Consider the following 26,908-nt stretch of genomic DNA (forward strand, 5'->3'; position numbering starts at 1 on the left):
CTATCCTCAATTTTCCCCATTTTTTTCATTTGTCCCTGCTCGTTGACAAGCTGCTTCAAGATAACGCAAGCGTTTTTTGACACCACGATTGAAAAAGAATTTGTAAAACAGCGCCGCCAGCATAAAACTGTAGGTTGTTTTCTGCTGCTCAAAACGGCTTTGTTCCGAATACGTGACTTGCAGCTTCCCTTTTCGTCCTGGAGCAAAACTGTACCGTTGATCGATCACTCCTTCTTCATGGGTCGTACGAAGCCACAGCGCATCCGCGGCAATTTTTTTGACCGTCATAACGGCAGGTACCAACCGCGGAGCGGTTTTGGTTTGAATCATCGTTTCAATACGGCAGCCTTCCCCGAACGGTTCTTGGGCTTGTTTGGCTAGAAAGAATTTCTCTTGTTCCGCCAATAACACACGGGAAAAGTCCGTAGGTGTGGTATTCATTTGATAACTGCAAGACAATGTATCGGTTCTCATCACAAATTCCTTTCTAAAGGATGCGCGTATTGCATTCCTTTACGTTTCTGGGCTTATCTTTCTTCTACCCTTTGATTGATCGTCTCAGATGCCGCTTGTTCATTTAATGCCGCTTCCGCTTTTTCTTCTTTCAAGTACCCGCGATCCATTACGATCAAGAATGGCACCCAGATCAAGGTCATTACGGCAACCGTCACTAACTGTAAGATTGCGCCGGCAACAGAACCCGTGCCTAACCAACCAGATAAGAAGACCGGGGTCGTCCAAACAACCGTTGCTCCGATTGGCCGCGGAACCAAACCTGCGGCAATCGCAAAGTAAGAGATCGTCGTACTGGCTAATGGCGCTAAGATCCATGGGACAAAAGCGATTGGGTTCAAGACGATCGGCAAACCAAAGGTCATCGGTTCAGATACGTTGAAAACAGATGGCGCGATCACCGTCTTCATTAATTTTTTCATCCGAATCGAACGAGCGATAAAGAAGGCCATTGTAATCGAGATCCCCAACTGCATTCCTTGATTGACGAACACGCCCATAAACGTAGTGTTAATGATATGGGGCAATTGCTCAGCTCCCGCTTTGTAGGCTTCATAGTTTTCGATCGCTAACGCATTCATGATTGGATCGATCACCGCATTGACCACCAAGGTACCGTGAATCCCAAACCACCAGAAGAATTGGGTGAACAAGACGGCAATCAGTACTGCTGGCAACGTACCGCCCAAGCCCATTAATGGTTTTTGCAAAATCTCATAAACGAAATCAACGGCATTGCCCCATGAAGTAAAGGTGAACAAGTAGCGGATCAAATTGAAAAGGAACAACGGTGCCGCCCCAGGAATGATGGCGACAAAGGATTCTGCGATCATTGGCGGAACCGAATCTGGCATTTTGATCGTCAGTCCAGCCGCACTGATTTTGCAATAGATCTGCGTAGCGATAATGGCCGTGATGATTCCGACAAACATTCCCTCAGCCCCTAATTTCGACAAGGGGATCACTGTACCTAACTCTTCGGATGAGCCAAAAGGCAGCAACATCAAAAACGAAGACAGTGAAATGGCACCCGCAAATAATTTGGCTTGTCCATATTTGCCAGCCAACTGATAGCCGATCCCAAAAACAACGAAAATAGCGGTGATACTCATGGTCGCATTTCCGATAGGACCAAAAAAGTCGTTTAGAAACGTGATGAATCCCTCTGGAAGTTTTTCCGAGAGTCCGAAAGTAGCAGGCAGATTTTGAATAATAATCATAATTGACGCAAACATTGTTGCAGGAAAAGCGACCATAAACCCATCACGAAGACTTAACAAGTATTTGTTGTTGGCAATGATCTGAGCAAAAGGCACCATCTTTTCGGCTAATTTATCAATAAACTTCATTTCGTTTTCTCCTTTATTTTTAACTGTAAACGTTTACTACAATCAGTATAGTTGTTTAGTTAATGTTTACACAACCCCTAAAATAAAAAAGATCAGACGTCACTGATCTTTTTCGGTAATCGATTCTCTAATGATCAATTCACTGCCACAAACGACGCGAACCGGCATCGTCCGCACCCCTAGGATTTTATTTTTCGCTAATTCGACACTCATCTGCCCCATCTCTTCGGCTTTCATCTTGACGGAGGACAGTGCGGGCGTCATAAATTGCGCCATTTCGATATCATCAAAACTAACGACTGACACATCTTTAGGAATCGATAGCCCCGCTTCAGTGAGTGCCTTGTAAACCCCGACAGCCATAGGATCGCTGGCAACGACGATCGCTGTGGGGCGAGGATTCATTTGCGCGATCTGCTGACCAAAATGCAAACCAGTCTCTGGTGACCATTTCCCCTGCAGCACGGTTGTGAACTTTTCCAATTTATTGAGCAGCATCCATTGGCGGTAGTTTTCTGCTCGAATCTCTTGTTCATCGTAAACGACTTCGCCAGAAATCGTCACTCGGCTGGCAACACCGCCCACAAAGGCAATATTCTCATGGCCCTTCTCTTTTAACAACGTGAGGATCTGGTGGGTCTTTTGGGCAAAATCGGTTTGGATGCAATCGTAGCTGGGTGCTTCACTATAATTATCCACCAGGATAATATTGGCATTTTGCTGACTGATCTCTGCCAAAGCATCGCTGGTCATCTCTCCAATAATAATGACTGCGCCATACTTCGCCAATTGTGCCAAATCTTTTTGAGGCTCCCGCATGGAAAAGGCCCGAATCGTTTTTAAGCGCCACTTCGCCGCTTCTTTTTCGATCCCATTGCGGATCATCATAAAATACGGATCGTTTCTTTCCGACTCTCGATCGTGGCGGGTAATGATGGCAATCGTGTTTTGGTCGCCGACTTCACGGGAATGGGGTTGATTTTTTTCTTTTGAATAATTCATTTGGTTGGCGATCTCAATGACTCGTTGACGCGTGTGTTCATTGATACTGAAGGTTTCATCATTGTTAAGGATTCTAGAAACACTTGCTACCGACACCCCGGCTAATTTCGCGATATCTCTCATACTTGCCATAGCTGCACCTCATCTGTTTACTGTTTACTAAATTTACATTCAGCATAGGCATAATTTTTGGCCCTGTCAACCTTCTTTTCACAAAAAAACCGAAACTCCTTAGCTTTTCACTAAGGAAGTTTCGGGATACCCATTTGTTTTCTATTTGAGCGCTTGGTCACAGAGCACGACATTGACTAAATACAAGGTGCTGATTCCTAAGACCAATAAGTAGACTGGACCAAACAGCAAAAAGGTCAAGACAAGCGTCACTGTTGCTAAAAGATGCGCCAGTACTCGTTTGGGTGAACGAGCAAACTGATAAAAACTATAAAACAATGAGCTGGGCTGCTGCGGATAGGTGTGAAGCAGCCTCGTTTGATAAAGTAAGACCAAGCAAAACAAGCCAAAGGTGAACGCTAACGCGTAACTAGCGATCTGAAACAGCGGGTGCTGCAAACGGCTAAAGATAAAGCTGTCCGCCAAAAGCAGCAGGAAGAATAGACTGAGCAAACGGTCTTGCCCTTTTCTTGTTGTCCACTGTTGATGAAATGCCTGCTGAAAACGAGCTTTGCTGCTTGCCTCCAAGCCATCGTTCCGCAGTTCCGTCAACGTCTCGATCAATGCTCGAATAGCGGTGGTACTGGTGATCAAAGGCAAGGAATACAACAGCCACATGCCTTGTAAAACCAGTAAATGCGGAAGCCAGTTGATGCCAGTCAACAGCGCTTGGTTCAAGCGTTGCGGGGTAACTTTTGTTCTCATCCTTTGGAACCTCCCGTCAGATCCATTCCCTCAATAAAGTAGCGTTGTGCGAGGAAGAATAGCAAGATCGTCGGCAATAGCACAAGCGTTGCTCCTGCCATCAAGTAGTTCCATTGGGTCGTTGATTGGTTTTGGAAGACTTGCAGGCCAATCTGCAGCGTGTACTTTTCTTGATTTTGAATATACAGTAATGGTCCTAAGAAATCATTCCACGCCCCATTGAAGGAGTTGATGGCAATCGTGATCAGCGCGGGTTTCGTCAATGGGATCATTAGATGGCTCCAAATATAAAGATGATTGGCGCCATCGATCTTAGCGGCTTCGATCAATTCATTGTTGACGGACAAGTAAAACTGCCGCATCAAGAAAATGTTAAAGGCGTTGCCGAAAAACGCTGGAACGATCAGCGGCAGATAGGTGCCGACCCAGCCGATTTTGGAAAACAAAACATACTGCGGGATCATCGTCACAAAGCCAGGAATCATCATGGTAGACAAGACGAGGGCAAAGATCAGATTTTTTCCTGGAAAGGCCAATTTTGCAAACCCATAAGCAATGAAGGAATTTGATAAGACATTCCCGAAGACCACTAAGACAGTAATGAATAACGTATTTTTGCATACTGCCAAAAAGGAAAGGCGTTGATGGTCTCCAAATAATTGCCAAGATTGATTTCTTCTGGGAAAAAGGTCGGCGGGTAACGCACGATCTCCTCCATCGGTTTCAATGACGTAAAGACCATCCACAGCAACGGAATCAGCAGCACGATCCCGATGATCGACATCACCACATAGCTGATGATTTTCTTGACTCGCTGTTGGCTTGATTTGCTTCGCGTTTTTGTCGTCATTTCCATTAGCTGCCACCTCCGGTATAGTGAACCCAGCGTGGTGCCAGCTTGAGATTGATAAAGGTCAAGACTAGGACGATCAAGAACAAGATCATCGACATTGCCATCGCATAACCCATATCAAAGGCAACAAATGCTTTGTTCCACATATGCAAATTATAGAATAGCAACGAATTCGCCGGACCGCCGGTACCATTTTTGGTCATCACGTATGCTTCTTGGAAAATTTGAAAAGAACCGATCGTTGAAGTAATCACATCATAGAAGATGATCGGCGTGATCAAAGGAATCGTAATATTTTTGAATTTCGCCCAAACCCCCGCTCCATCGATCTCAGCCGATTCGTACAGCGTCGGCGAAATATTTTGCAAGGTAGCTAGATACAAGAGCATCGCGCCCCCTGAACTCCAAATCTTCATCAAAATCAACGCTGGTTTCGTCCATTCTGGATCAAACAGCCATGCCGGACCTTTGATATTGAACCAGCTCAAGAAGGTATTGATCAATCCTGCGGAAGGAGATAATAATTGCATCCATAAGACGTAGACGGCAACCCCTGAAAGGATCGCTGGTAAGTAAAAGGTCGTTCGGAAAAAACTGATTCCGCGGATTTTTTGATTCAGTAAAGTGGCTAGAAAAACACTGAATAACGTGGTTAAGGGAACATTGAAGAGTACAAAATACGCCGTGTTATAAAGAGATTTCCAAAACAGGGTATCTTGCGTGAACATGCGGGTAAAGTTCTTAAAGCCGATAAAATTCATTTTTGAAGTCAGATTGTAATCGGTAAAGCTTCCTACGAAGGAAAACAGCATGGGCCCTAACATAAAGATCACGAACCCAAGCAAAAATGGTGCTACGAAGAAGTAGCCCCAAAGAGCTTCTTGCCGTTTACTTTTTGAACGCTTCTTTGGCATTCCTTCCACTCCATTCTATTTTTACTCATTGTTTATTCAAGAAAACACGTCCGCTTCGCAAAGCAGAAAGCAAAGCCCAGTCCGCTAACCGACTGGACTTTCCTTCTTTTTTAAAAACGCTCGTTTTGAAATTTATTTGTTTTGCTCAACGAGATCTTCGACCGCTTTTTGCGCATCTGCCAACCCTTCAGCCGGTGTTTTGCTGCCCAGCATGATTTGGTCGATCTGTTCATTGACAAGACTGCTGAAATCAGGAGCTGTCAATGGTACAGGTGTGATCACCGTATTGGCAAAGTTTTCATCTGCCATTTGGTAGATCATTTGGCCGTTTTCATCTAGATTGTCGTTGTTGACCAAGTTTTCGTTGGCTGTTCGATTCGCCATGATATCAAAGCTTTTCTCACCAAATTTCTCTTGAACTTCTGGTGTCGACAAGTATTTGATAAACTCATAGGACGCTTCAGGATCTTTGGCTCCGTATGGCACTTCTAAGACGAACCCGCCACCCCATGACCAGTGACCAGAACCACTTTCTTTTTCAGGAATTTGAATGACCCCAAATTCAAAGTCATCCGGTGCATTTTCCGCTAAACTTGAGTAGTAGTTGATGTTTTGCGCACGCATCGCCACTAATCCAGAAATGAATGGATCGGCAACACCTGAACCAAATTCAGCTTCTAACCGATTGATGGTATCTTGACCATAATACTCTTGCCAGTCTAAGATCCATTCCAACGCTTCCACTTTGTTGTCTGTATCGATTTTGACGTTCTCATCCTTGTCAAACCAGCTGACGCCATCGTCGGCATTCAAGGCCCACACATCGGCGCCTAAATTCCACAATGGGTAAAAACCGATCCGCTCAAAGTCATCACCGTTTTTGACATCTAATTTACGAGCAACTGTTTCTAACTCCTCCCACGTTTGGGGCAGTTGCTCTTCACTGATACCTGCCTCTTTAAAGAGTGTCTTGTTGTAGAAAATCACTTGCGTATCTGTATTGAAAGGAACAGCATACGCATCCCCTTCATACTCCACCGTATCCCATAATTGCGGATAAAATTCATCAGAAAAGCCTTCTTCGATATACTCGCTTAAATTTGTTGCTTGCTGCGCTTCTGCCCGCTGAGCAACAGAATTAATATCTTGTACAATAACATCAGGCGGATTACCAGCAGTGATCGACGACAGTGATTTTGTCCAAATATCGCCCCAAGGCTGGTAGCTGTATTTGACCTCGATTTTATCTTGTGACGCATTAAAATCATCAATAATTTCTTCAATTACTTCTTGTCTTGCACCAGACCCCCAGAAGGACCAAAAATCCAACGTCGTTTTGCCATCTGCTGACTCATTCCCCGAGGAATCAGCGGTTTCGCTATTGCCACATCCTGCCGCCAGTACACCAACTGAAAAAAGCAAAGTCCCCATATAAAATAACTTTCTCATTTAACCTAACCTACTTTCATTTATTTTTAATGTACTATTTAAAAGCTATCACTACTTCTTCTTTTCAGCAAACAAAAAGCATCGTTATTCGAATAAAAAAATAACATTTTTACCGTTTCACGATAAGAAGAGCGTTTTCTTTGAAAATTTAAAAAAAGTGGGGCATCATAGTAATAGCACCTATTTTTCAACCTCTCGTTAGATCATTTGAAAAACGATGTTTATAGAAAGGGAGTAACCACATGCTAGTCATTGTCGATATGCAAAACCAAATTCTCGATGAAGAGAACGAAGCGTATGTGCCAGATAGCGCCGCCCTCGTCAAACGAATCGCCAAGCGCCTAGAACAAGCGCGGGCGAATGGGGAGTACATCTTACACACCCGCGACATCCCAATCGAAGTCAAAGGAACGTCTGATGAAGAAGCCGCTGCCCTGCAGCTTATCCCAGAACTTAAGCCTCTCGAAAATGAAAAAGTCGTCAAGAAATACTATTACAGTATTCCACCTGAAGTCTTGATCGACATCAAGAAAAATCTATTTAAGCCTGAAGAAGAAAAGAAAATCGAAATCACCGGTGTTGAAACCAACATCTGCGTCCTTTCCAATACGATCGAGATCCAAAGCGCCTTTCCTGACGCTGATTTCACCATCAATAAAACATTAGTCGCCGGTAAAAATCACGAGTCGCAAGGACTCGACATCTTACGAGACTTCAATGTCCAAATCATTGATGGAACAAAATAAACCAATGACCAATAAATAACGAAAGCTCCCTGTTCAAGGAACAGAGAGCTTTTTCAATTTAATTATTCATTCAATTCATTGAGCCATCTAATAGCTCGGTCGGAATTTCAATCCGAACCTCATTTTCTGTCTGACAGTTTGGACATACGAAGGTTCCTTCGATGGCTTCCTTCACTTCCCCGTAAGTATAATGAATAGCGATTTCATCTTCTGCCAATTCATTCGTTTCCAACGGTGGTACCATGGTTAATTGCCCCTCGCTGTCTTCTTGTAAATGAACGACTAGCTTCCCATCAAAGTTTTCATTGCAATTGGTGCAGGAAGCTTTTCCTCGAATCGTTAGATCCATGATCATCCCTCCTCATTTCTTGTCACTGGTTGATGCAGGTTCCAGTAGATACTCGTAACACATGCATGCTTCACTTTAATAGTGTCACGCTTTCACTTTTTTAGCAAATCATCTGTTTTTCTTTTTTTAAACCATTGATGAAGAAAAATCCTAATCAACCGTTTTGAGCGTTTTCGTTGTCAAATCGTTAAAATCCTTGCAGAATTAACTTATCTGTTACTGAAAAGTAAAAACATGTTGTTGGAAAAATTAGTGATTGTCCGAACTTATCTGAACAAACAAGGAGGAAAAATGATGCAAGCAGTAACCTGGCAAGGAAATCAAAAAATGGACGTTCGCCGTGTAGAAGATCCAACGATTTTAGAACCGACGGATGCGATCATCCGAATCACCGCAACTGCAATCTGCGGCTCTGATCTCCACCTTTACCACCATGGCGGCTCGGTTTTGGAAGAAGGCTATGTCGTTGGTCACGAACCAATGGGTATTGTCGAAGAAGTCGGCAGTCAAATACAGAAACTAAAAAAAGGCGACCGCGTCGTCATCCCTTTCAATATCGGTTGCGGTCACTGCCACTTTTGTCAAAATGAGATGGAAAGTCAATGCGACAATTCTTCAGAAGATACATTGTATGGCGGCTTATTCGGTTTTGGAAAAATGAACGGCAACCACTGGGGTGGTCAAGCCGAATTCTTGCGCGTACCGTTCGCAGATTTCACCTCGTTTATCGTACCTGAATCAACGATCCCTGATGAAAAAGTATTGTTTTTATCTGATATCTTACCTACAGCATATTGGAGCGTCCAAAATGCCGACGTCAAAAAAGATGATACCGTGATCGTCTTAGGCTCAGGACCAGTTGGCTTGTTTGCGCAAAAATTTGCTGTGATGGCAGGCGCTAAGCGGGTGATTGCCGTGGACCCTGTTGCTCATCGCTTAGAAAAAGCCAGCAGCTACAATCAAGTCGAAACATTCCAATTGGATGATCTGGCTACTAGTGCCGATGAATTGTATGAGCTGACCAAAGGTGGCGCTGATGTGATCATCGACTGTGTTGGGATGGATGGTTTAGAACCCGTCAAAGAAAAAGCCAAAAACCTAGTCAGCTTGCAAAGTGGAACGATCTCACCGATCCAGATGGCCGCCAAAGCAGTCAAAAAATTTGGTACCGTCCAAATCACTGGTGTTTACATGACACCAGCTTCTTCTTATCCATTGCAAGAATTCTTTATGCGCAACATCGATGTCAAACACGGGCAAGCACCTGTGATCCATTTGATGCCAAAAATTTATGACATGATTGCGGACGGTTTGTTTGACCCGTCACAGATCATCACCCACACGATGCCTTTAGCAGATGCTGCCAAAGCGTATGAGATTTTTGACAAAAAAGAAGACAAGAACATCAAAGTTGTCTTGAAACCTTAGCACAAATAAAGGAGCAGTGATGGCACCTATGCCAAAAATCAAACGGAGTGAACATCAATTCGATCCGGGAAAAGAAGAAGATGTGATCATCAAGGCAAGTCGCTTTCGCATCTACTTTCAAAATCGCTACATGTTGATCTCACTTACGAATGATATTTTGACGGGCTTGTTTTATATTTTCGGGAGTATCGTTTCATTAACTAGTTTGCCTGCGATATACGGAACGATCGCCTATTTGATCGGCGGAGTCTTTTTGACCATTCGCCCGCTGATTAAAATCGTTCGCCATGTCTATATTTATAATGAGCGCAATCAAGACGGCGAGAAAGAAAAAGATGTCACCATCACCGACGATGAAAGTTGATGGGACGACAACTAGAGAGGAGTTTCCTATGTTAAAAACATTTGATGGGATCGCACTGACCTTATTGATCATCGGCGGTATCAATTGGCTGCTGGTCGGCGCCTTCGAGTTTGACCTTGTCGCAGCGATCACCGGCGGCAGCACGTCGATCATTGCCCGCGTCATTTATATTCTAGTTGGGATCAGTGCATTGTATAGCCTGAAATTCTTTCCAGCTATCGCCCGCCAACAAACCCTCGACTAAATGAAAATAAAACCTGCATCTGTGGATGCAGTTTTTTTGTCTACAATCATTGAAAAAAAACACCAGTTGTACTACTCTTATATTTAACCTACTATTTTCGAAAAAAACAAAAAGGACGTGACTCATGACCCCACCTACTAGACCCTCGCTGATACGTCGGATACTCGGTCGGATGCTTTTGCTATTGATTTTCTTATTTATTTTAAGTATTATTGGCGGAATCATTGTTTTAAATAACCTCACCATCGCGGAAAACTGGTTTGGTCTGAATGAATACCAAGTCGTTGAAACCAGGCATCAGATCATTCGTTTGTTCCCCTACTTTTGGGTAGCAGGGATCCTGCTGGTCTTTCTGATCGGTCTGATCATCGGCCTCAAAAAACACAAAAAATCGCCATTTTACTGGTTATTCTCATTGCTCTTGCTACCAGCGATTCTCTTTTGTATTGGCGTAGTTTCCACCTTTTTACCTGTAGACCGCCAACTCTTTCGAGAAGAAACCAGTGCCAAAGAAATTATGGCGGCGCTGCCAAATCAATCTTCATTCAAGGACAAAGAGCTGCAACTGGTCAGCTATAGTTTTCACATCCGAAATGTCCCGCTAAAAAGCGGCATTTATGCAGTTGCGCGAGTGATCAATCCAAACACAGGCCTACAAGACGAGTATTGGTATTACCCAGAAAATCTGTTGACCAAATGGAAAAAAGACGACGATACGATCGAGCTTTCGATGGAAGATACCATTGCCTTTGATGTCATCGACTGGGGCGTCATTCCCAAGATCATCAAGGATTCTGAGGCGCGAGCAGCTCAGCTAGATCACTATGTTCCTGGTGTCAGCATCGTCATTTTAAACGGCTTCCAAGGTGAATGGACTTGGACCGTTGGTTTAAATGGGATTCGTAATCGAACCGAGATCAATTATGTCTATGATCTCAAAGGAAATTATCAATCCGAATGGCAATAAAACAAGCGGCACCTATCCCCGTGAATAGGTGCCGCTTTTGCTTTTATCGGTTTACTGATCCAAGTCTTTGACACACCGAAACCCTAAATTATTGGCTGCCGACATCCCAGAATTACCATTTCTAGCGGCAATTCGGTATCGTTTGCAATAGGATTCATGGCACAAAAATGAACCGCCGCGAGTCGCATACATTTGATCATCTTGTGTTTGATTCCTTATCCAAAAGGTTTGTCCCGTCTGTTGTTGAAACTGCGTCAACGGGATGCGGGCAGGATTGACGCACCATTCCCAGACGTTGCCGATCACTTGATACATACCAAAGCCGTTGGGCTCATACCATTTCGCTGGCGCTGTATTGGCAAAGCCATCTGCTCGCGTGTTGCTTTTTGGAAACTCTCCTTGCCAAATATTGCAATGATAGGTATTTTCTGCCAAAAATTCCCTTCCCCAAGGATATTTTTCAAAACTTGTCCCGCCTTTTGCAGCGATCTCCCACTCTGCTTCTGTCGGGAGGCGTTTTTTTGCCCATTGGCAATAGGCGATCGCATCGTTGCGAGACACCTGAACCACTGGGTGATCCATCCGCTGGGCAATCGTTGAATCAGGTCCTTCAGGATGACGCCAATCTGCGCCGCTAACCGCGTACCACCAAGCCATATTCGGTATCTTTTGACTGCGGTGTTTCGTTTGCTCACTTAAAAAATAGTGAAAAACGAACGACCAGCCAAAGCGCTCGGCTTCTGTGACATATCCTGTTGCTTCCACAAAAACTTGGAAAGCTTGGTTCGTCACCGTCGTGGCATCAATGGCAAATGCTGGGCTGTCGAGGCTGATTTGCGGTCCCTCAAGATCCTCGGCAAAGCCGTCCATCGTATTCGTGCCGATTCGATAAGTTCCTGCTGGAATCGTGGGCATCTGTTTGCCTCCTTTTTACAATAATTGATAGCCATTGTACAGATTGATCAGTAACACCAGCACGATCACAGTTTGAAATACCAGTGTCACTCGCTGCGGTGACAGGACGTTGCTGGCCTTGGCGCCTAATAGTCCTCCCACGATCGCGGCTGGAATAACAAACCACAAAATTTGCAGATCATACGCACCAAAACCTGTCGAAAAAGCGATCGTCAAAATTTTTGCCAGCTGCGAGAAAAAAATCGTACAAATTGAATAAATCGTCGCCTCTTTGATCGGCATGGCAAACAGCAACATCAATAAAGAAACATTGATGGGTCCGCCGCCGATCCCCAGCAAACTGGCTAGAAAACCGAGAATCAAGCCACAAGCTGCATACCAGCCGACTTTTTCCAACGCAAACCCGCGCCAGTTATATTTTGTATACAAAAAAGCGAACAATAGTGTCAGCACGGTCACAAGGATTTGGATCAGCTGAACCATCTTGTCGTCTCGAAAAACCAGCAATAGCTGTTCAAAGGCAACATTGCCTAAAACACCGCCTAACACAGCACCACCAGAAACCCACAAGGCAATCGACCAATTGATTTTCCGTCCACTGGCTAATTGTCTAGCTGTCGAAACGATAGACATCGTTAAGACAGCTGTCGCCGAGTAAAAAGAGATCGCAGCAACAGAATGGGCGCCGATAAAATCGAAAATCGGTTTGATCAGCACGCCGCCCCCCATGCCCGAAACTGCCCCTACGGTATTTGCTAAGACGATCACGAGAAAATAAATCAGTCCGATCATTGTCTCACCCCTTGCAACAGCCCCAATATCTCATTGATTCTGGGTGTGAAGTCTTTTAACAGCTCCTGATAGCCGCAAACCCCCTCACTATCCACGTACATTGCATCTTTCATTCGTTTACAGCCTCCTCGGCACATTTTTTGGAAAGGACATTGCGTACACTTCGAAGGCATGTCTTTTTTCTGGCACAAAAACTGCTGCGAACAGTCTTGAGAAAACAATTCCCGCAACGTTTGCTCTTGGATATAGCCCATGCGAAACTCATCTAATACATAGAAGTCACAAGGATAGACACTGCCGTCGGCTTCGATCACATACTGCACTTGGCAGTTGCCTAGAATCCCACAGGCAGTTACTTGCTGCCGCACCAATAGATTTAGTAAATCATCGAACAGCTTAATACTTAGGTAGCGCCCTTGTGTCAATTCCTGCAGCCAAAACGCCAACAGCTGCTGATAAAAGTGCGCAAAGCTTCTTGGTGTCAAGGCATAGTCGTTCGTTGACGTGGCATCCAAATCAGCCAAACAAGGAATGAACTGCGCAAAGGCAATCTGCTCTTCCTTGAGAAAATCAAACACACGCTGGGCTTCCTTTGCTAATGGATTTGTCAACACGCACAAGACATTGTACTCGATCTGATAGGCGTCCAATAACCGCTTGGTCTGCAAAACCCGCGCAAAGGTCCCCCGCCCTTTGGCGTCTAATCGATGCCGATCGTGCGCAAGCGGATGCCCATCGATCGACAGCCCGACTAAAAAGCGATACTCTTTCAAAAAACGACACCATTTATCATTGATCACCATGCCGTTGGTCTGGATCGCATAGTGTACTGTCACTCGCTTTTTTTGCGCCGCAACATAAGCCGTTAGTTTTCTAAAATAACTCAGCCCTGCCATCGTCGGCTCTCCGCCTTGAAATGCCAACGTCAAATGATCGCCAGCTTCTAAGTCTGCATAGATGTTTGCAATCATCTTTTCCATTACATCCTCTTTCATTTTGCCAAAGGAACGCACTTCGCGCAAGGAACTGACGTTGGCATAAAAGCAATAGGTGCAGCGCAGATTGCAAAGAGAGGATGCTGGCTTGATCAATACGGAGATATGTTTCATGTGGAGGCCTCGATTCTTTTTTTACTTTTTTAGCGTTTGTCGCGTTTCATCGGAACAAAATCAGTCGTTTCCATATAAAAACGAGTAACGCGTTGTTTCATTTTCTCGACAATTTCGGCGTATGCTTTTTCTAGCGCCAAATTCTTGATTTCCATCGGGTCTTTTTCCAAATCATATAGTTCGTCATGCTCATAAAGACGCATCACATATTTATAGTTTCCCATCTTGCACATAACTGCTTTTGTATGTTCCGGACCTTCGCTATACTGTGTCGCAAGCCGCGGCCAATACGGAGATTTCGGTCCATGCCCCAGCTCCATCGCTTGTGTCTCCCCATGAGTGCGTCCGCCTTCGCAAAAAACAGCATCTTTGTGCTCTTCGGCTCCTTTGATCACAGGAACCAATGACTTTCCAAATTGTGTATAGGAAAGATCGAACTCAGCCAGTTCGGCGATCGTTGCTGGTAAATCTAGCAGTTCCGCTTGTGCTTTGGTGATTCGCGGCACACTTTCAATCGTTTTAGCAGGTTTGATGACCAATGGGACATTCGTGATCGGCTCTTCAAAACAGTTTTGGACTTTTTCAGTGATCGTGTAGTCACCAGTATAGTCTCCATGGTCACTGAAAACAATGAGGTTTGTTTCATCGTAAAAGCCTGTTTCACGCAGCTTCTCTTTGATCATGCCCAGTTGATGATCAAAACGCGAAACCATTGCTAAATAGGTAGCTCGTAATTCATCAAAGCGCTCTTCTGTCCAACCGTTCAAATTCTGTTTCTCATTGATGCCATACAGCATTGAGGCTTTGTTAGGAATATCTTTGATGTTCGGTCGGCGTTTCGGCAGTTTCTGACGATCAATACTCGAATACCATGGATCTTCGCAAGCATAGGGTGGATGTGGGAATGAGATCGTACAATAAACGAAAAATGGTTTGTCTGTCTTTTCCTGACTGCGACGTTCAAGATAGTCCAACGCCTTTTTCACACAATTCCAATCCGTTTTGCCATAACCCTCACTATCTGGTAATTTTCCCATATAAAATGAATAATACGTATCTCCTGAAAGCATCTGGTCGTATAGCTGTTTACTGGCTTCGTTCATATCGGCGGAATGATTGACTTCACTGTTTTGTGCATCCCGAGTGTTTTCGTCTACCACACCGTCATAATATTCATCACAATAGTCTGTTTTTGGTTTATCTCCCGGAACCACATCATTTCTGCCGATCCAGATGACTTCATAGCCTTGATTCTTCATTTCTTTCAAAATATTGGGTTCATCTTCTCTTTGCAAATAGTGCATCGTTCGATGCCCATTGACATGTGGATAAAAACCCGTCAGAAAACTATTTCTAGAAGGCACACAGACGGGGTTTTGGCAGTAGGCATTTTCAAATGAAACCCCTTCTTCTGCCAGTTCATCAAAGTTAGGGGTGATTGATGCGGGATTCCCCATATGTGCGAGTGCGTCATTTCTCATCTGATCTGCTACGAATAAAAAGATATTTTTTTTCAACTTGTCTTTCCTCCTAACCGATGACCGTTAATAAGGTATCTTGTTTTTCAACATCTTGTTTGTCTGTTTCAACAATATCTAGGTAATCCGCCGTGTTTGAAATAATAATCGGTGTCACGATGGAATAGCCTTCTTTTTCCAATGCGTCTTTATCAAAACTCAAAAGTAATTGTCCCTTCGTTACTGAGTCTCCTTGGGCAACTGCTGGCTGGAAATACTGTCCTTTCAAATTCACTGTATCCATCCCTACATGAATCAGAACTTCAACGCCATCTGCGGTCGTGATTCCCACTGCATGATTTGTCGGAAAAAGTGTTGAAACGATTCCATCTGCTGGTGCGTAGACCTTTCCTTCTGACGGAATGACAGCTAATCCTTTCCCTAACAATCCGCTGGAAAACGCTTCGTCTTTTACTTCTTTTAGTGGGATGATCGTTCCTCTAACTGGTGTTGCTAAATCATAGAGAACAGTTTGTCCAAGTTCATGATTCAGTGTCGATGGCTCCACATTTTTTTCCTGGGTGCCTTCACTAGCTGGTTCGTCATCACTTTTAGGATTATAAGCATAAAAGAACGTGATCAAAAATCCTAATCCAAAGGCAACGGCACTAGCTAAGGCAAACCCGATAAAGCTGTTATCAATACCATTTTCTGGGTGAATAAATCGTGGTAAAGCGAAAATACCTGTCCCACCATTGATATAGACTCTCGTTTTGAACAATCCCATGATTCCTCCTGCAACAGCGACTGCGATGGAGGTAGTATAAAATGCTTTTTTCCTTGGTAAGGTTACCCCATACAGTGCCGGCTCCGTGATACCAAAGATTGCCGAAAGAAAAGCAGGGAAGGCAATTTCTTTTAATTTTTTGTTTCTAGTTTTCAAAAAGATTGCGAGGGTGACTCCCGCCATCGCCACGGGAGTTGCCAGACCAGCCATCATCACGACATCGTACCCTAGTGTGGCATAGTTGTTCAAAGCGATCGGCACAAAACCCCAATGCAGGCCAAACATAATGAAGACTTGCCAAAATCCCCCAATAACAATACCAGCGATAATCGGACTAAACTCGTAAGCAGCTGACAATGCTTGCCCTAATAGTAATCCTGCCCAAGTAGTAATCGGTCCAACGATTAGAAAGACTAATGGAACTGTGATGATCAAGGTCAGAAAAGAAACAAAGAAACTCCGCACTGCTCGTGGAATCAATAAAGAAAAGAAAGCTTCTAGTTTTGATGCCAAATAAGTAGCTGCAATAATCGGAATCACACTTGAAGTATAGCTCATCAATATAACAGGGATTCCAAGAAAAGTAATATAGATTGGAGATTCTAAGACAGAACCTGCAAATAAGGTATACATCGCTTCGCTTCCGCCATTTGCTGCTATGATCGTCGGATAAACTAATGCTGCCCCGATCGCCATTCCGATAAAGGGTTTACCCCCAAATTTTTTCGAAGCAGTGTACCCTAGAAAGAGTGGGAAGAAATAAAACAATCCATCCCCTGTCGCATTTAAAATCAAATACGTTCCTGATGCTTTATCCAGCACTTCAAATGTTGTCAATAAAGCAAGTAACCCTTTGATCATCCCTGCTGCCATCAAGACATTGATGATCGGTGTAAAAATACCAGCGACAATATCGATAAACCGATTTAGAATCCCTTTGGGTTCTTCCTCTTGCCCAGAAGTTTCTTCCGTATTCATATCGATCATGTCCGTAAATTCTTTGTAAACTTCTGCTACGTGATTTCCGATAACTACTTGATATTGTCCCCCACTTTGGACGACGGTGACAACCCCCGGCAAGTTTTTGATCGTTTGGGTCTGGGCTTTTGATTCATCTTTAAGTTTAAACCGAAGACGGGTAATACAATGCGTCAACCCAGCAATGTTTTCTTTTCCGCCGATATTCTTTAAAATTTGTTCATTCAATTCTTGGTATTGCATATCGTTCATTCCTTTCTCTACTATCAACCAATGAAAAAGGCAAGACCAAACAACACTACATTTCTTGTAGCCTTGTCAAGTCTTGCCTGCTTTACCAGTAACACCTTGAATTATTGATCGATCAATTTTTGTACATGAAGCGTTAAGTACAATTGTTCATCGTCATATAATGTTTTATTTAAATATTCGCCAATCAAACGGGTGGTTTCATAGGCTTTAGGATATTTATCGATCACATGAACTAATAGGGGATTCCCCACGCCTTCAACGATTTCCTTGTTTTCAATCCGTTTAAAAAAGAATCTCAAATGGGTGACGAAGCGATCGAAAGCTAAACTATTCTCATCAATGTGCACACGATTGTGAATACGAATAAGTGAAATAATGTCTTTGATTTTTTGTGTCAGCAATTCGATATCTTCCATCTTCTCTGAATCGTCATTGATTTGCGCATTAATAAAATGCATGGCGATATTACTGATCTCTGCCTCATTTAGGGAGAATTGCGTTTTGCTTTCGATCAACCGAACCGCATGCTCTCCTACTGCATACTCGTTGGGATAGAAACGCTTGATTTCCCAGGTCAAGCGATTGTTGATGCTGCTCCCTTCTTCTTTCAAGCGAATCAAATTATAGATATGATCCGTCAAAGAGATGTAAATGGAATCACTTAATTGGTAGGAAATGACTTGCTTTCCATAACGGATAATATCATCCGCAAGAGATGCATATTGGATTGGAATGTTCTCTAGCAATTCTATCAAACGATCAGAGGATTTCTTATGAAGCACAAACACTTTTTCAATTTTTGATTCATCGGCGGTTTGTCCTGGTTTCATTTTGAAGCCAAGGCCGGTACCGATCCAGATAAAATCTTTGCCATCTTGTCCGACCAAAACTGCATTGTTGTTTAAGATTTTTTTGATCTTCAAGACGCTTCTCACCTCCTTAAAACGAAAAAAGGCGATACCTTAATACATGTGTAGGATCCGTACACACGTAAAAAGGTATAGCCTGCATTATCAGTAACTACCCATTTGATTGCCTTTACTATACTATTTTTCTAGAAACGTTGCAAGCGTTTTATTGATTTTTCTTTTTTTGCTTCGTTTCAAATAGACACGGATCAGCCTTTCTCCAAACTGCTCACTGGTCCAGCAAACGGCTTTGCCCTTCGATTTTTTGGATCTCCGTAATGTCTTGCGTGACTTCTAGACAACCTAAATAGATGCCTGCTTCATTTTTTAATGCAAAGTAGCGAATATAGATTTTACGGCCCCGCATATCGATCCAAAATTCAGCTGTCTCCCTTGTACCCGCTCGAAAATCATCCAAAATCTGTTGCACGAGATGCATGCTTTTCGGTGGATGGCAGTTGACGACTTCACGACCTAAAACCGAATTCGTTCGTGGAAAGACGCGACTCTTGCCTTCTGAATAAAAGCGCACCCGCTCTTCACTATCTACAAAGGTCAAGTCCACTGGCAACGTTTGAAAAATCGCCACCAATTGTTCAAATTGCAAATTACCAGTAGGCAATGAGAGGGTCGGCTGTTCAGCAATTTGCGGCGAATTTTCCGTTTCTATGACTTGAAATTCATCGAATCCTAAACCGGCTGCGATGCCGGCGGTTGTTTCTTGGGCTTGTTTGATCGCCGCTTGCCTTGCGGGTTCTGCCGCCTGTTCCTTTTCAAGAGCTTCTTGGCTCGGTTTCCAAGGAAGCGGTTCTGGAATAAAGGCAAAGCCGATGTCTAAACTGTCAGCCGCAATTTGTTCCCAATCTTTAAGACTGAAGACATCCAGCGTCATTGGCACCATGATTTCTTCTTCTTTGAAAATCATCTCTTCGATTTCGTTTTTGACCGCTTCCCATTGGACAGCAATCGGATTATAGGCAGTTTTTTCGGAAGCCAAAAGCTCATTGAGCGCTTTGATCATGACCCGAATATTATCATCGACACCCCACATCACTTTTGGCGGTGCAGTGATGCCGTACTTCTCCATGTAAGAAAAAATCAACGTTTCTTTTCGCGCATAATGTTTGTCGATCTGCATTAAATCATTGCAGGCAGCTTTTAGACGCTTTTTAGGCGTCCAATCACCGGTTTTTATTTTAGCTAAGAGGCTATCGATCTCATCGGCCAACAGGGATTGCAGGACTTGATTCTCCAATTTCAGGGTATGCACAGGATGCCCTGGTTGCCCATATTCTTCATTGGAGTGATGGATCTCGTTGATCGAACCTTTGAAAACAGCAGCATGAATATTGCACAAACGCTGAATCTCAGAAGGGTCCAACCCCGTTTGGATCAAAGCTTTTTCAGCAGCAGTGATCTCCGTCACATCCACACCATCAAATTCTTCGTTAAACAAGCGTTTAGCTTCTTCAAAGGAACCGCCTTGGTGAAGCAAACTCAGTATTTCGACGATCCGTTCTTGTCTTTGACTGTTGGTTTTCATTTCGTCGCTCCTTTCACAAGAAACCCTTGTTTTTCGAAAGCGAGACAAACCATTTCCAAGGGGATCTTCTTCATCTGTGCACCTTTTGGGATCGTCATATAACGTCCAGCAGTTTGCAGCATCCCTGGTTGATTGATCGCCGTAAACCCTAGTTGACTCATGATTTCTTGTATTTCAGGATATTGTGCCACAAGTTCATAGAGCGTTTTTGACAGATCGATTTCTTTCATAGTAAGGTCTTCCTTTCAGTGAGAATGATTCTCAATAAGATATCCTTAGTATAAATCATTTTGTTCAAAAATACACGAACTGCCGCAAACATTTATCAATCGATCATTTTTTTCTAAGATTGTCGGTAACGGCACACCACTTTTTCCAACCAATCGATACTGGCAAAAAGCAGATAGCCCATCAAAGCAATCAGGAGGATACCCGAAAGCATTTGTGGGTAGTCCATTTTTGACCACGCACTTAAGATGAGATAGCCGACACCATACGTCGTGTTATAGTTTTCGGCAAAAAAGAGGGAAGCCAACGCGATCCCGATACTGACCCGCACACTGGCAAAAAGTGCTGGCATAAGCGCGGGCAAAATAACGAAGCGCAAGACATGGCGCCATTGATTGGTATAATTTTTCATGACCTGAAAATACGCTGGTGGGATCTTCGTGACTGCATCACGAATCGAGACGATCACTTGAATGACAATCACCGCAAAAATCAAGAGAATTTTTGAGAGATTGCCTAAGCCAAAGAAAATCATAAAGACAGGTAAAAACGCAACTTTAGGAATCGGATATAAAAAGTAAAGCAGTGGACCAAGCAGCCGATCCACTCTTTGGGATCGCCCAATCAAGATTCCTAACGGCACCCCGACTAGCAACGCCCCACTCAACGCCGCAAATACCCGCAGCAAACTGGCACCTGCGTGGATCAGTAAGACTTCTCGTAATGCCCAAAAACGTTCAGCGGTTTCTAAAGGATTAGGCAACGAGCGATTGTTGGTCACCCAGCTTACACCCCACCAAACCACGACAAACGAACAGAAGCCCCAAGCAAAAGATTTGATGGTTTTCATTGCCTTGCCTCCCTCATTTGTTCTTTCAACTGCAAGACGACTTCATAAAAAGCCAATGAGTCTCGTTCCTGCTGGCGGCCATAAAAAGGATTACTGATCGGCGTAACGCCCTGATCTTTTAGCAACAAAATCGTCTGCCCCAAAAACACTGCCTCTTCTGGATCGTGGGTCACCACGATCAAGCTGTTTTGTCTACGCTGCTGTTGGGCAGCGATCATGGCTTGGGCGTTTGCTTTGGTTTCTTGATCCAGCGAAGCAGTCGGCTCATCCAATAATAAAACATCGGGCTGTGTGATCAGTCCCCGCCCCATGGCGGTCCGTTGTTTTTGACCGCCACTAAGCTGATGTGGATAGCGGTCCTGCACCTGCGTCAATCCCAACTCCGCCAAACAGCTTGTGACCCGTTTTTTACGGCTCTCACTGGGTGTTTGATTGATAAGCAGCGGCATTTCCAGGGCTTGGTAGACTGTTTGCCAAGGAAACAAATGCAGTTCTTGGAAAACGACCTCGATGTTGTCAGGGGAACAGCCTTGGTAAGTGATCGTGCCTGATTGCGGTCGCTGCAACCCTTTGATCAAGGATAAAAGCGTGCTTTTGCCAATCCCCGATTCTCCCAGCAGCGCATAGGTCGTTCCTTGTTCAAAACAAAACGAAAGATCCTTAAAAATGACGGTTTCCCCATACGTAAAGGAAACGGAATCGAATCGAATACTCATCAGAGAATAAACTTCTTTCTTAAAATTATTTGTGTTGGTTTTCACATTTTATGCTATACTATTTTTTGCGTGATTGACAAGAAAGGATGGTTTATGATGTTTCAGACCCTCGTATTTCATGAAATACGTCCCGAAGCAGAACTTTATGATCAGGTGCGCCCGATCAAAGTCGCAGACGGCTATCAAGATGCCTTGCCTCTGCCCTTATTCAATAGCACTTCTCATTTTAAACAACAAATCGACTTTTTGAAAGCAGAAAATTACCATACGTTGACCCTTGCAGAAGTCAAAGATTTTTATTTCCGGCAGCAGCCGCTACCAGAAAAATCCGTGTTGCTGACCTTTGACGACTGTTATCAATCAATGAAAGAATATGCCTACCCACTGTTGAAGGAAGCTGGTTTCAAGGCCACTGCCTTTGTCGTGACCGGCTGGCTTTTTGATGCCCCTCAGCCTTACGAACCAGAAGTTTCGCGGACATTGAGCAGTGCCGAATTAGCCGAAATGAGCGATGTCTTCGAATATGCCAATCATACCGCTCATTTTCACGAACGCAAGGACCAGCAAGGGCGGTCAATGTGGGAAACACCGGCAGCCTTTGCGCAAGACTTACGAAGCTGCAATCAGCACGTGCCCCTCAAGGATGTTTTTGCCTATCCCTTTGGCTTTTATGATCAGCAGACGATCGCAACACTAGAAAAGGAAGGCTTTGTTCTGGCATTTACAACCAAACCTGGCATCAATACGACAAAAACCAAGCCAATGGAACTCCATCGGGCTGTCATCCCGTTCTCACTACCAATGGCTGCTTTTGAACAACGATTTAGAAACGAGGAAATGAACCAATGAAAAAAACGATTTTAGCAAGTATCCTAGCACTATTCGCTGTCGGCGCTGCCGCCTGCGGCAACACTGGCGAAACAGCAAGTACCCGCAATTCCAGCACTAGCAGTACAGAAGCTGCGGTCACGGATCAAACATTGACGATCGGGGTGTTACCAGCAGAATCAGCGATTCCGATCATTCTAGCAAAAGAAGAAGGCTTTTTCGAAAAGCAAGGATTGACTGTGGAACTCAAATCCTTCACTTCCCCGAATGACCGCAATGTGGCGGTGCAGGCAGGCGAGCTGGATGGTACGATCAGCGATGTCATGACAGAAGCGACCTTTAAGCAAAACGGCATTGATATGACGATCACTTCTGATATTTTGGAAAACTTCAAGATTCTCGCTTCACCGAATTCAGGGATCACTGAGATGAAAGGGTTAGCGGATAAAAAAATCACCCTTGTACCGAATTTCATTTTAGAATACATCATGGACCAATTTGCACAGGAAAATGATTTTACCTATGACATCGTGGATATCGCTTCTTTTTCTGCCCGTTCCGAAGCATTGCTCAATGACCAAGTCGATGGTGCTGTTTATACGGAACCGCAAGCCAGCATGTTGGCTGCCCAAGGGGCGATTGTTTTAGGCAGCTCTAAAGATGCTGGCATCAAAGGCGGCACACTGCAATTTATGGACGAAGTTATCCAAAATCGCCCGCAAGACCTAAAAGCATTCTACACTGCTTACAACGAAGCCATCGATTATATGAATGCTCATTCAGCAAAAGACTATGCCGACATCTTGGCAGACTATCAATTCCCAGATGCTATGAGTACTTACTTAGACAGCCAGGAAGACTATCCTTATGCCCAAGCTGTACCGCAAGAGCAATACGACGCGATCATTGCTTGGACGAAAGACAAAGGACAAATCGACCAAGCATATTCCTACAACGAGTTGACCAATTTCGATTTTTTACCCGCTGACGAATAAGAAACAACAAAAAAGACGCATTTGCGTCTTTTTTTGTTGTTTCACTTCTTTTTGACACTCTTTTTTGCTCGTGGCAAGAAATTCAGGTATACTTTTGACAAATCAGCTGCCATGAAAGGATTTGATTTAATGCCAACGATCGCTGTTTATGCCGACCAGAAAGAAGATACTTGGGAAGCACACTTGACTCACCAGTTAAAAATAAATGAAGAAAGGACCCAGGCTCATCAAACATTCCATAACGAACCTTTAACGATCGACGAATACTTCTTTACAGAAGATCCTGCCCCTTTTCATACGAATCAAGCCGTCAAGCAGCAATTAGCAAGCAATGGCCGCAGCTGTCTGCCACTCGTGTATGTCGACGATCAGCTATTTTGCCAAGGTCGCTTGCCAACGATCCGTGAATGGGAACAATTGACCAAATCCGGGATCACTTTGCAATTTGATGCGTAAGATCAAAAGGCGTTGAAGGATTTACCCTTGACGCTTTTGCCGAGTCGGTATTCCCAAAGTCAAATCACGTTCCTTCGACCAAGCGATGGCACCTGACAGCAAAAAGAAACTAATGACCGTCCCTTCCCTCACCGCTAGCGGTAAGCCCAAACTGATTGCTAGCAAGAGTGCCCCCGAAATACAGACTGCATCAACGCCATAACGGTACTGCTTAAATGTCCAACGACTGCGTTGCGCCAGCAAATGACACCAGTGCTCGATTGGAAATTTCAAGACCTGCAACCGTAGGACTTGTCCCGTCGCCGTTCCAGAAATCAAGATCCCACCGATCAAAGCAGCTAGTTGGCTCCAATAATTCGTCAAGTGCAGCGATGCCAAGAAGTAGTAAACAAAGCCATTGATCAAATAGCCGAAAGCCAGCAAAGCGAAAAACATAATCAAGTACTCACTGCCTTTTTGTTTGAGGGACGTCTGCCGCCGATCCAATAGCCAACAGGCAGCTAAAAAGCCCAAGTTGATGGCTGTTGTGATGGTGCCGACTTTGATTCCTGACATCGTTGCCAGCGTAACATTCAAGGCATTAAAACTACTGACCCCAACGCTTGCTTTAATGGTCAAGCTGATCCCGAATGCACTCAGCCCATAAAAAATCCCTGATCCTATCCATTGCTTTTTATTCATTTTTTCTCCCACACTTTCGTTTTTGCTTTTCTAAGTATGTGCTATACTGACTAAAAACAAATAGGAGATTTCTCCTAGTTTGGAGGAAAAAAGTGAAAAAAACCGCTTATGCCTTGGCAATAAAGCAGGTACCAATCAAAGAAAGCTGCCCCTTGCCGATTCCTGAGGAGATTTTACAACAAAGTGCCCTCTGGACCTTTGATCATCGAGAAGCGATCCAAAAAGAAACGGTGCCGATGACGGTCTTTTTTGTCCTATTGACTGGCAAAGCCAAGATCATTCAAACGCAAGAAAACGGCAAACGTGCCTTGCTGCAGTTTCTCCATCCTGGTGATTGCATTGGCGATCTCACGTTGATTGGCGCCGAAACAGTACCGAAAACCGTGGTTGCGATCGGTGAAACAACATGTCTGGGCATTCCGATGAAAGCAGCAGCCCACGGGCTCATGCAAGACCTGGCTTTCGTACAAACGCTAGGCAAAACTATCGGTGAAAAATTGCTGCTGCGTATGGATCATTTTTCCGTCAATCAAACCTATCCCTTAGCATGGCGCCTTGCCCAGCTACTGTTGGAAGCTTCGATCGATGATCTTTTTCAAGAAAAATTGACGGAGACCGCCGAATACTTAGGCGTGAGCTATCGCCATTTGACGTATACCTTAAAAGATTTCAAAACGCAAAAACTAGTGGTCAAAACTGCTGACGGCTATCGGATCGATGCGCCTGCGCTGCAGACCTTTATCCAAAACCAACAAAAGCAGTAGTAAGCAAAAACGACAGCGAAATAGTTGGTATGATACACCCCCTAAAAGCCAGAGAGAAAGCTGACTTTTAGGGGGCGCAACAAGAAAAACCAACTGTTTGCTGTCGTTTTCGGGACGTTGCTTTATTTTTTCGCCAATGCCCAAGCATTGACACTAACCGTGCCGGTTCCGCTGAGAGCGATCGCCGCGGTCCGTTTTGGATACACGCGAGAGGTCAAACAATATTGCCCGCCATTTAGGAAGATCTCAATCGAAGACGTATCGACAAAAATTTGCAGCTGCGTCAGTTCATCGACCTTGACACTGCGCTGTTTACGACCGTAGCCAGAAACGCCATGATGGATCGTGAAGACACCAGCTTCATAAGCCAAAGTCGTATCTTGCAAAAGTCCAAGCTGGAACTGCTGCAATGGGGCTTCCGCCGTAACTTGCAACTCATATGCCAATTCATCGAAAGACAAGTGCTGCGGTTTCTCTGAAAGCACAATTTTTTGGCTGACTTGCTTGTCTCGCAATTTTTGGAATTCTGGCAAAGGTTCTTGATACAACTGGTCATTTTTGACCGAAAGCTGTCTTGGCAGCGTTGCGGCATGCTGCCAGCCGCGAGGGATCGTAGGATTGCTGTATTCAGGACTGGTATCCCCTAGCCCCATCCAGCCCCACAAGATCCGACGTTTCTGCTCATCTTCAAAGGTTTGCGGGGCATAGAAGTCAAACCCATAATCAAGTTCACGAAACGCAGAAGTTTCTTTAAACGTCAGAGTCTCCCAATCCACCTCACCGATCAGATACCCTGATTGATGAATATTTTGACAGGCATGTTCTTTGGCTGCCAAGCCTTGCGGTGAGAAGACCAACACATCTTTGCCATCTAAATGGAAGTAATCTGGGCATTCCCACATGTAGCCTAGAGCATAGTCCTCACCGAAAAAGATTCCTCGATAGGTCCATTCATTTAAATCCGTCGATTCATAAATCAAAATTTTCCCTTCGTTTTCCAACGTACGCGCGCCTAGCAGCATATAGTAGGTGTCTTCGTGGGCAAAAACCTTTGGGTCACGAATATGATCGGTAAATCCTTCAGGGTAGTGCTCATGAGGAATCACGACTTCTTGCTTTTCGACGGTATAGCCGTCTTTGCTGATTACATGGACCGTGTTTTGTTCTCGTCCACTAAAGGTATAGTCATGATCACCAGGATGTTTGACATTCCCAGTATAGAAGAAATGGATCGCGTCATTCTCGATAAAGGCAGAGCCCGAGTAGACCCCGTCTTTGTCATAGTCGTGTTCGGGAGAAAGAAACAGCGCTTCTTCTTGAAACGTGACATAATCCGTCGACGTTTTGTGTCCCCAGTGAGGTGGTTCCCCGCCATGGGGCGTTTGCGGTACATATTGATGGTAAAAATGAACCACGCCTTTGAATTGGCAAAGACCATTCGGGTCGTTCATCCATCCTGTTTCTGGCATCAAATGATAGTTCAAGCGCCACGCATCAGCACTGATTTTTTCTGCTAATTCGTTTTGTGTTTGGGCAAGCTGTGCCCAGTATTCCTTCGTTAACAATGCGGTACCTCTTTTCTCTTGCCGATGAAC

At 44.3% G+C, this 26,908-nt stretch carries 28 protein-coding genes and 1 pseudogene; 9 read left to right on the top strand and 20 right to left on the bottom strand.

What is annotated here, in order from left to right; all coding sequences use genetic code 11:
- Positions 1-6: 6 nt before the first annotated feature.
- The 7 genes and pseudogenes from CXM95_RS12360 to CXM95_RS12390 all read right to left on the bottom strand — a co-directional run bounded on the left by CXM95_RS12360 (position 7) and on the right by CXM95_RS12390 (position 6,956).
- Complete coding sequence (locus CXM95_RS12360; protein ID WP_086297229.1) at positions 7-474, bottom strand: hypothetical protein; 468 nt, start codon at positions 472-474, stop codon at positions 7-9.
- Positions 475-527: 53 nt separating this feature from the next.
- Positions 528-1,862 (bottom strand): PTS sugar transporter subunit IIC, encoded by a 1,335-nt coding sequence (locus tag CXM95_RS12365; protein WP_008379001.1) that lies wholly within the window; start codon positions 1,860-1,862, stop codon positions 528-530.
- Positions 1,863-1,961: 99 nt separating this feature from the next.
- On the bottom strand, positions 1,962-2,996 hold the full coding sequence (locus CXM95_RS12370) for a LacI family DNA-binding transcriptional regulator (protein WP_086297234.1): 1,035 nt from the start codon (positions 2,994-2,996) through the stop codon (positions 1,962-1,964).
- Between the two features lie 141 nt (positions 2,997-3,137).
- Positions 3,138-3,740 (bottom strand): DUF624 domain-containing protein, encoded by a 603-nt coding sequence (locus CXM95_RS12375; RefSeq protein WP_101699223.1) that lies wholly within the window; start codon positions 3,738-3,740, stop codon positions 3,138-3,140.
- Positions 3,737-4,596, bottom strand: a pseudogene (locus tag CXM95_RS12380) (carbohydrate ABC transporter permease). The gene CXM95_RS12375 and the pseudogene CXM95_RS12380 overlap by 4 nt, the downstream one beginning before the upstream one ends.
- Entirely contained in the window at positions 4,596-5,507 is a 912-nt protein-coding gene (locus CXM95_RS12385; RefSeq protein ID WP_008379008.1) for a carbohydrate ABC transporter permease, read from the bottom strand. Before CXM95_RS12385 ends, CXM95_RS12380 begins: the two are co-directional and overlap by 1 nt.
- A 132-nt stretch (positions 5,508-5,639) precedes the next feature.
- The gene (locus CXM95_RS12390) at positions 5,640-6,956 is read right to left on the bottom strand and encodes an ABC transporter substrate-binding protein (RefSeq protein WP_008379010.1); all 1,317 of its coding nucleotides are present in this window, start codon (positions 6,954-6,956) and stop codon (positions 5,640-5,642) included.
- A gap of 242 nt (positions 6,957-7,198) precedes the next feature.
- Between CXM95_RS12390 and CXM95_RS12395 the strand changes: the two genes are divergently transcribed.
- The gene (locus CXM95_RS12395) at positions 7,199-7,702 is read left to right on the top strand and encodes an isochorismatase family cysteine hydrolase (protein ID WP_086297248.1); all 504 of its coding nucleotides are present in this window, start codon (positions 7,199-7,201) and stop codon (positions 7,700-7,702) included.
- A 70-nt stretch (positions 7,703-7,772) separates the two neighbouring features.
- Here the strand turns inward: CXM95_RS12395 and CXM95_RS12400 are convergent, their stop codons facing one another.
- A complete protein-coding gene (locus CXM95_RS12400; protein ID WP_005234711.1) occupies positions 7,773-8,057 on the bottom strand; it encodes a hypothetical protein in 285 nt (94 codons plus the stop codon).
- 288 nt (positions 8,058-8,345) lie between these two features.
- On the opposite strand from CXM95_RS12400, the gene CXM95_RS12405 reads away from it, so the two are divergent.
- The 4 genes from CXM95_RS12405 to CXM95_RS12420 all read left to right on the top strand — a co-directional run bounded on the left by CXM95_RS12405 (position 8,346) and on the right by CXM95_RS12420 (position 11,054).
- Positions 8,346-9,479: an alcohol dehydrogenase catalytic domain-containing protein gene (locus tag CXM95_RS12405; RefSeq protein ID WP_101699596.1), complete on the top strand. Its 1,134-nt coding sequence runs from the start codon at positions 8,346-8,348 to the stop codon at positions 9,477-9,479.
- A gap of 19 nt (positions 9,480-9,498) precedes the next feature.
- Positions 9,499-9,843, top strand: coding sequence for a YrhK family protein (locus CXM95_RS12410; protein ID WP_086297251.1), 345 nt, complete (start codon positions 9,499-9,501; stop codon positions 9,841-9,843).
- 28 nt (positions 9,844-9,871) lie between these two features.
- Positions 9,872-10,087 (top strand): DUF378 domain-containing protein, encoded by a 216-nt coding sequence (locus CXM95_RS12415; protein ID WP_008379021.1) that lies wholly within the window; start codon positions 9,872-9,874, stop codon positions 10,085-10,087.
- A gap of 124 nt (positions 10,088-10,211) precedes the next feature.
- Positions 10,212-11,054 (top strand): hypothetical protein, encoded by an 843-nt coding sequence (locus CXM95_RS12420; RefSeq protein ID WP_086297254.1) that lies wholly within the window; start codon positions 10,212-10,214, stop codon positions 11,052-11,054.
- Between the two features lie 51 nt (positions 11,055-11,105).
- On the opposite strand, the gene CXM95_RS12425 is transcribed toward CXM95_RS12420, so the two are convergent.
- From CXM95_RS12425 to CXM95_RS12470, 10 genes are all read right to left on the bottom strand, one after another.
- Positions 11,106-11,969, bottom strand: a complete 864-nt coding sequence (locus CXM95_RS12425; protein WP_086297257.1) for a formylglycine-generating enzyme family protein — start codon at positions 11,967-11,969, stop codon at positions 11,106-11,108.
- Positions 11,970-11,984: 15 nt separating this feature from the next.
- Positions 11,985-12,761: a sulfite exporter TauE/SafE family protein gene (locus CXM95_RS12430; protein ID WP_086297261.1), complete on the bottom strand. Its 777-nt coding sequence runs from the start codon at positions 12,759-12,761 to the stop codon at positions 11,985-11,987.
- Complete coding sequence (locus tag CXM95_RS12435) at positions 12,758-13,870, bottom strand: radical SAM/SPASM domain-containing protein (protein WP_086297264.1); 1,113 nt, start codon at positions 13,868-13,870, stop codon at positions 12,758-12,760. The genes CXM95_RS12430 and CXM95_RS12435 overlap by 4 nt, the downstream gene beginning before the upstream one ends.
- A gap of 29 nt (positions 13,871-13,899) precedes the next feature.
- Positions 13,900-15,387 carry a sulfatase-like hydrolase/transferase gene (locus CXM95_RS12440; RefSeq protein WP_086297272.1) on the bottom strand — a complete coding sequence of 496 codons (1,488 nt, stop codon included), beginning with the start codon at positions 15,385-15,387 and terminating at the stop codon, positions 13,900-13,902.
- A 13-nt stretch (positions 15,388-15,400) separates the two neighbouring features.
- Positions 15,401-17,335: a beta-glucoside-specific PTS transporter subunit IIABC gene (locus CXM95_RS12445; RefSeq protein ID WP_101699224.1), complete on the bottom strand. Its 1,935-nt coding sequence runs from the start codon at positions 17,333-17,335 to the stop codon at positions 15,401-15,403.
- 110 nt (positions 17,336-17,445) lie between these two features.
- On the bottom strand, positions 17,446-18,267 hold the full coding sequence (locus CXM95_RS12450; RefSeq protein ID WP_086297292.1) for a PRD domain-containing protein: 822 nt from the start codon (positions 18,265-18,267) through the stop codon (positions 17,446-17,448).
- A gap of 214 nt (positions 18,268-18,481) precedes the next feature.
- On the bottom strand, positions 18,482-19,795 hold the full coding sequence (locus CXM95_RS12455; RefSeq protein WP_086297318.1) for a DUF438 domain-containing protein: 1,314 nt from the start codon (positions 19,793-19,795) through the stop codon (positions 18,482-18,484).
- On the bottom strand, positions 19,792-20,025 hold the full coding sequence (locus tag CXM95_RS12460; RefSeq protein ID WP_010747746.1) for a DUF1858 domain-containing protein: 234 nt from the start codon (positions 20,023-20,025) through the stop codon (positions 19,792-19,794). The genes CXM95_RS12455 and CXM95_RS12460 overlap by 4 nt, the downstream gene beginning before the upstream one ends.
- Positions 20,026-20,138: 113 nt before the next feature.
- Positions 20,139-20,873, bottom strand: a complete 735-nt coding sequence (locus tag CXM95_RS12465) for an ABC transporter permease (RefSeq protein WP_086294841.1) — start codon at positions 20,871-20,873, stop codon at positions 20,139-20,141.
- Positions 20,870-21,589, bottom strand: coding sequence for an ABC transporter ATP-binding protein (locus tag CXM95_RS12470; RefSeq protein ID WP_233499052.1), 720 nt, complete (start codon positions 21,587-21,589; stop codon positions 20,870-20,872). Before CXM95_RS12470 ends, CXM95_RS12465 begins: the two co-directional genes overlap by 4 nt.
- Positions 21,590-21,685: 96 nt before the next feature.
- On the opposite strand from CXM95_RS12470, the gene CXM95_RS12475 reads away from it, so the two are divergent.
- Genes CXM95_RS12475 through CXM95_RS12485 form a run of 3 tightly spaced genes read left to right on the top strand, consistent with a single transcriptional unit; the run spans position 21,686 to position 23,868 of the window.
- Positions 21,686-22,438, top strand: a complete 753-nt coding sequence (locus CXM95_RS12475; protein WP_176285362.1) for a polysaccharide deacetylase family protein — start codon at positions 21,686-21,688, stop codon at positions 22,436-22,438.
- On the top strand, positions 22,435-23,412 hold the full coding sequence (locus CXM95_RS12480) for an ABC transporter substrate-binding protein (protein ID WP_086297378.1): 978 nt from the start codon (positions 22,435-22,437) through the stop codon (positions 23,410-23,412). Before CXM95_RS12475 ends, CXM95_RS12480 begins: the two co-directional genes overlap by 4 nt.
- Before the next feature lie 51 nt (positions 23,413-23,463).
- Positions 23,464-23,868, top strand: coding sequence for an arsenic metallochaperone ArsD family protein (locus CXM95_RS12485; protein WP_086299277.1), 405 nt, complete (start codon positions 23,464-23,466; stop codon positions 23,866-23,868).
- Between the two features lie 21 nt (positions 23,869-23,889).
- Here CXM95_RS12485 and CXM95_RS12490 read toward each other — a convergent pair whose 3' ends face one another.
- Positions 23,890-24,549: a YczE/YyaS/YitT family protein gene (locus CXM95_RS12490; protein ID WP_034878443.1), complete on the bottom strand. Its 660-nt coding sequence runs from the start codon at positions 24,547-24,549 to the stop codon at positions 23,890-23,892.
- 92 nt (positions 24,550-24,641) lie between these two features.
- Between CXM95_RS12490 and CXM95_RS12495 the strand changes: the two genes are divergently transcribed.
- Positions 24,642-25,313 carry a cyclic nucleotide-binding domain-containing protein gene (locus CXM95_RS12495; RefSeq protein WP_086297383.1) on the top strand — a complete coding sequence of 224 codons (672 nt, stop codon included), beginning with the start codon at positions 24,642-24,644 and terminating at the stop codon, positions 25,311-25,313.
- A gap of 122 nt (positions 25,314-25,435) precedes the next feature.
- Here CXM95_RS12495 and CXM95_RS12500 read toward each other — a convergent pair whose 3' ends face one another.
- Complete coding sequence (locus tag CXM95_RS12500) at positions 25,436-26,878, bottom strand: glycoside hydrolase family 32 protein (protein WP_086297387.1); 1,443 nt, start codon at positions 26,876-26,878, stop codon at positions 25,436-25,438.
- Positions 26,879-26,908 lie beyond the last annotated feature (30 nt).

It is taken from the genome of Enterococcus sp. CR-Ec1 (assembly GCF_002850555.1).
Lineage (GTDB): Bacteria > Bacillota > Bacilli > Lactobacillales > Enterococcaceae > Enterococcus_D > Enterococcus_D entomosocium.

Bases quoted from the DNA above. Each gene is read 5' to 3' on its own strand.
- CXM95_RS12365 (WP_008379001.1), bottom strand. From the start codon at position 1,862: ATGAAGTTTATTGATAAATTAGCCGAAAAGATGGTGCCTTTTGCTCAG.
- CXM95_RS12460 (WP_010747746.1), bottom strand. From the start codon at position 20,025: ATGAAAGAAATCGATCTGTCAAAAACGCTCTATGAACTTGTGGCACAA.
- CXM95_RS12430 (WP_086297261.1), bottom strand. From the start codon at position 12,761: ATGATCGGACTGATTTATTTTCTCGTGATCGTCTTAGCAAATACCGTA.
- CXM95_RS12405 (WP_101699596.1), top strand. From the start codon at position 8,346: ATGCAAGCAGTAACCTGGCAAGGAAATCAAAAAATGGACGTTCGCCGT.
- CXM95_RS12490 (WP_034878443.1), bottom strand. From the start codon at position 24,549: ATGAATAAAAAGCAATGGATAGGATCAGGGATTTTTTATGGGCTGAGT.
- CXM95_RS12470 (WP_233499052.1), bottom strand. From the start codon at position 21,589: ATGAGTATTCGATTCGATTCCGTTTCCTTTACGTATGGGGAAACCGTC.
- CXM95_RS12410 (WP_086297251.1), top strand. From the start codon at position 9,499: ATGGCACCTATGCCAAAAATCAAACGGAGTGAACATCAATTCGATCCG.
- CXM95_RS12375 (WP_101699223.1), bottom strand. From the start codon at position 3,740: ATGAGAACAAAAGTTACCCCGCAACGCTTGAACCAAGCGCTGTTGACT.
- CXM95_RS12370 (WP_086297234.1), bottom strand. From the start codon at position 2,996: ATGGCAAGTATGAGAGATATCGCGAAATTAGCCGGGGTGTCGGTAGCA.
- CXM95_RS12400 (WP_005234711.1), bottom strand. From the start codon at position 8,057: ATGATCATGGATCTAACGATTCGAGGAAAAGCTTCCTGCACCAATTGC.
- CXM95_RS12425 (WP_086297257.1), bottom strand. From the start codon at position 11,969: ATGCCCACGATTCCAGCAGGAACTTATCGAATCGGCACGAATACGATG.
- CXM95_RS12420 (WP_086297254.1), top strand. From the start codon at position 10,212: ATGACCCCACCTACTAGACCCTCGCTGATACGTCGGATACTCGGTCGG.
- CXM95_RS12475 (WP_176285362.1), top strand. From the start codon at position 21,686: ATGTTTCAGACCCTCGTATTTCATGAAATACGTCCCGAAGCAGAACTT.
- CXM95_RS12390 (WP_008379010.1), bottom strand. From the start codon at position 6,956: ATGAGAAAGTTATTTTATATGGGGACTTTGCTTTTTTCAGTTGGTGTA.
- CXM95_RS12360 (WP_086297229.1), bottom strand. From the start codon at position 474: ATGAGAACCGATACATTGTCTTGCAGTTATCAAATGAATACCACACCT.
- CXM95_RS12465 (WP_086294841.1), bottom strand. From the start codon at position 20,873: ATGAAAACCATCAAATCTTTTGCTTGGGGCTTCTGTTCGTTTGTCGTG.
- CXM95_RS12415 (WP_008379021.1), top strand. From the start codon at position 9,872: ATGTTAAAAACATTTGATGGGATCGCACTGACCTTATTGATCATCGGC.
- CXM95_RS12435 (WP_086297264.1), bottom strand. From the start codon at position 13,870: ATGAAACATATCTCCGTATTGATCAAGCCAGCATCCTCTCTTTGCAAT.
- CXM95_RS12395 (WP_086297248.1), top strand. From the start codon at position 7,199: ATGCTAGTCATTGTCGATATGCAAAACCAAATTCTCGATGAAGAGAAC.
- CXM95_RS12445 (WP_101699224.1), bottom strand. From the start codon at position 17,335: ATGCAATACCAAGAATTGAATGAACAAATTTTAAAGAATATCGGCGGA.
- CXM95_RS12385 (WP_008379008.1), bottom strand. From the start codon at position 5,507: ATGCCAAAGAAGCGTTCAAAAAGTAAACGGCAAGAAGCTCTTTGGGGC.
- CXM95_RS12455 (WP_086297318.1), bottom strand. From the start codon at position 19,795: ATGAAAACCAACAGTCAAAGACAAGAACGGATCGTCGAAATACTGAGT.
- CXM95_RS12480 (WP_086297378.1), top strand. From the start codon at position 22,435: ATGAAAAAAACGATTTTAGCAAGTATCCTAGCACTATTCGCTGTCGGC.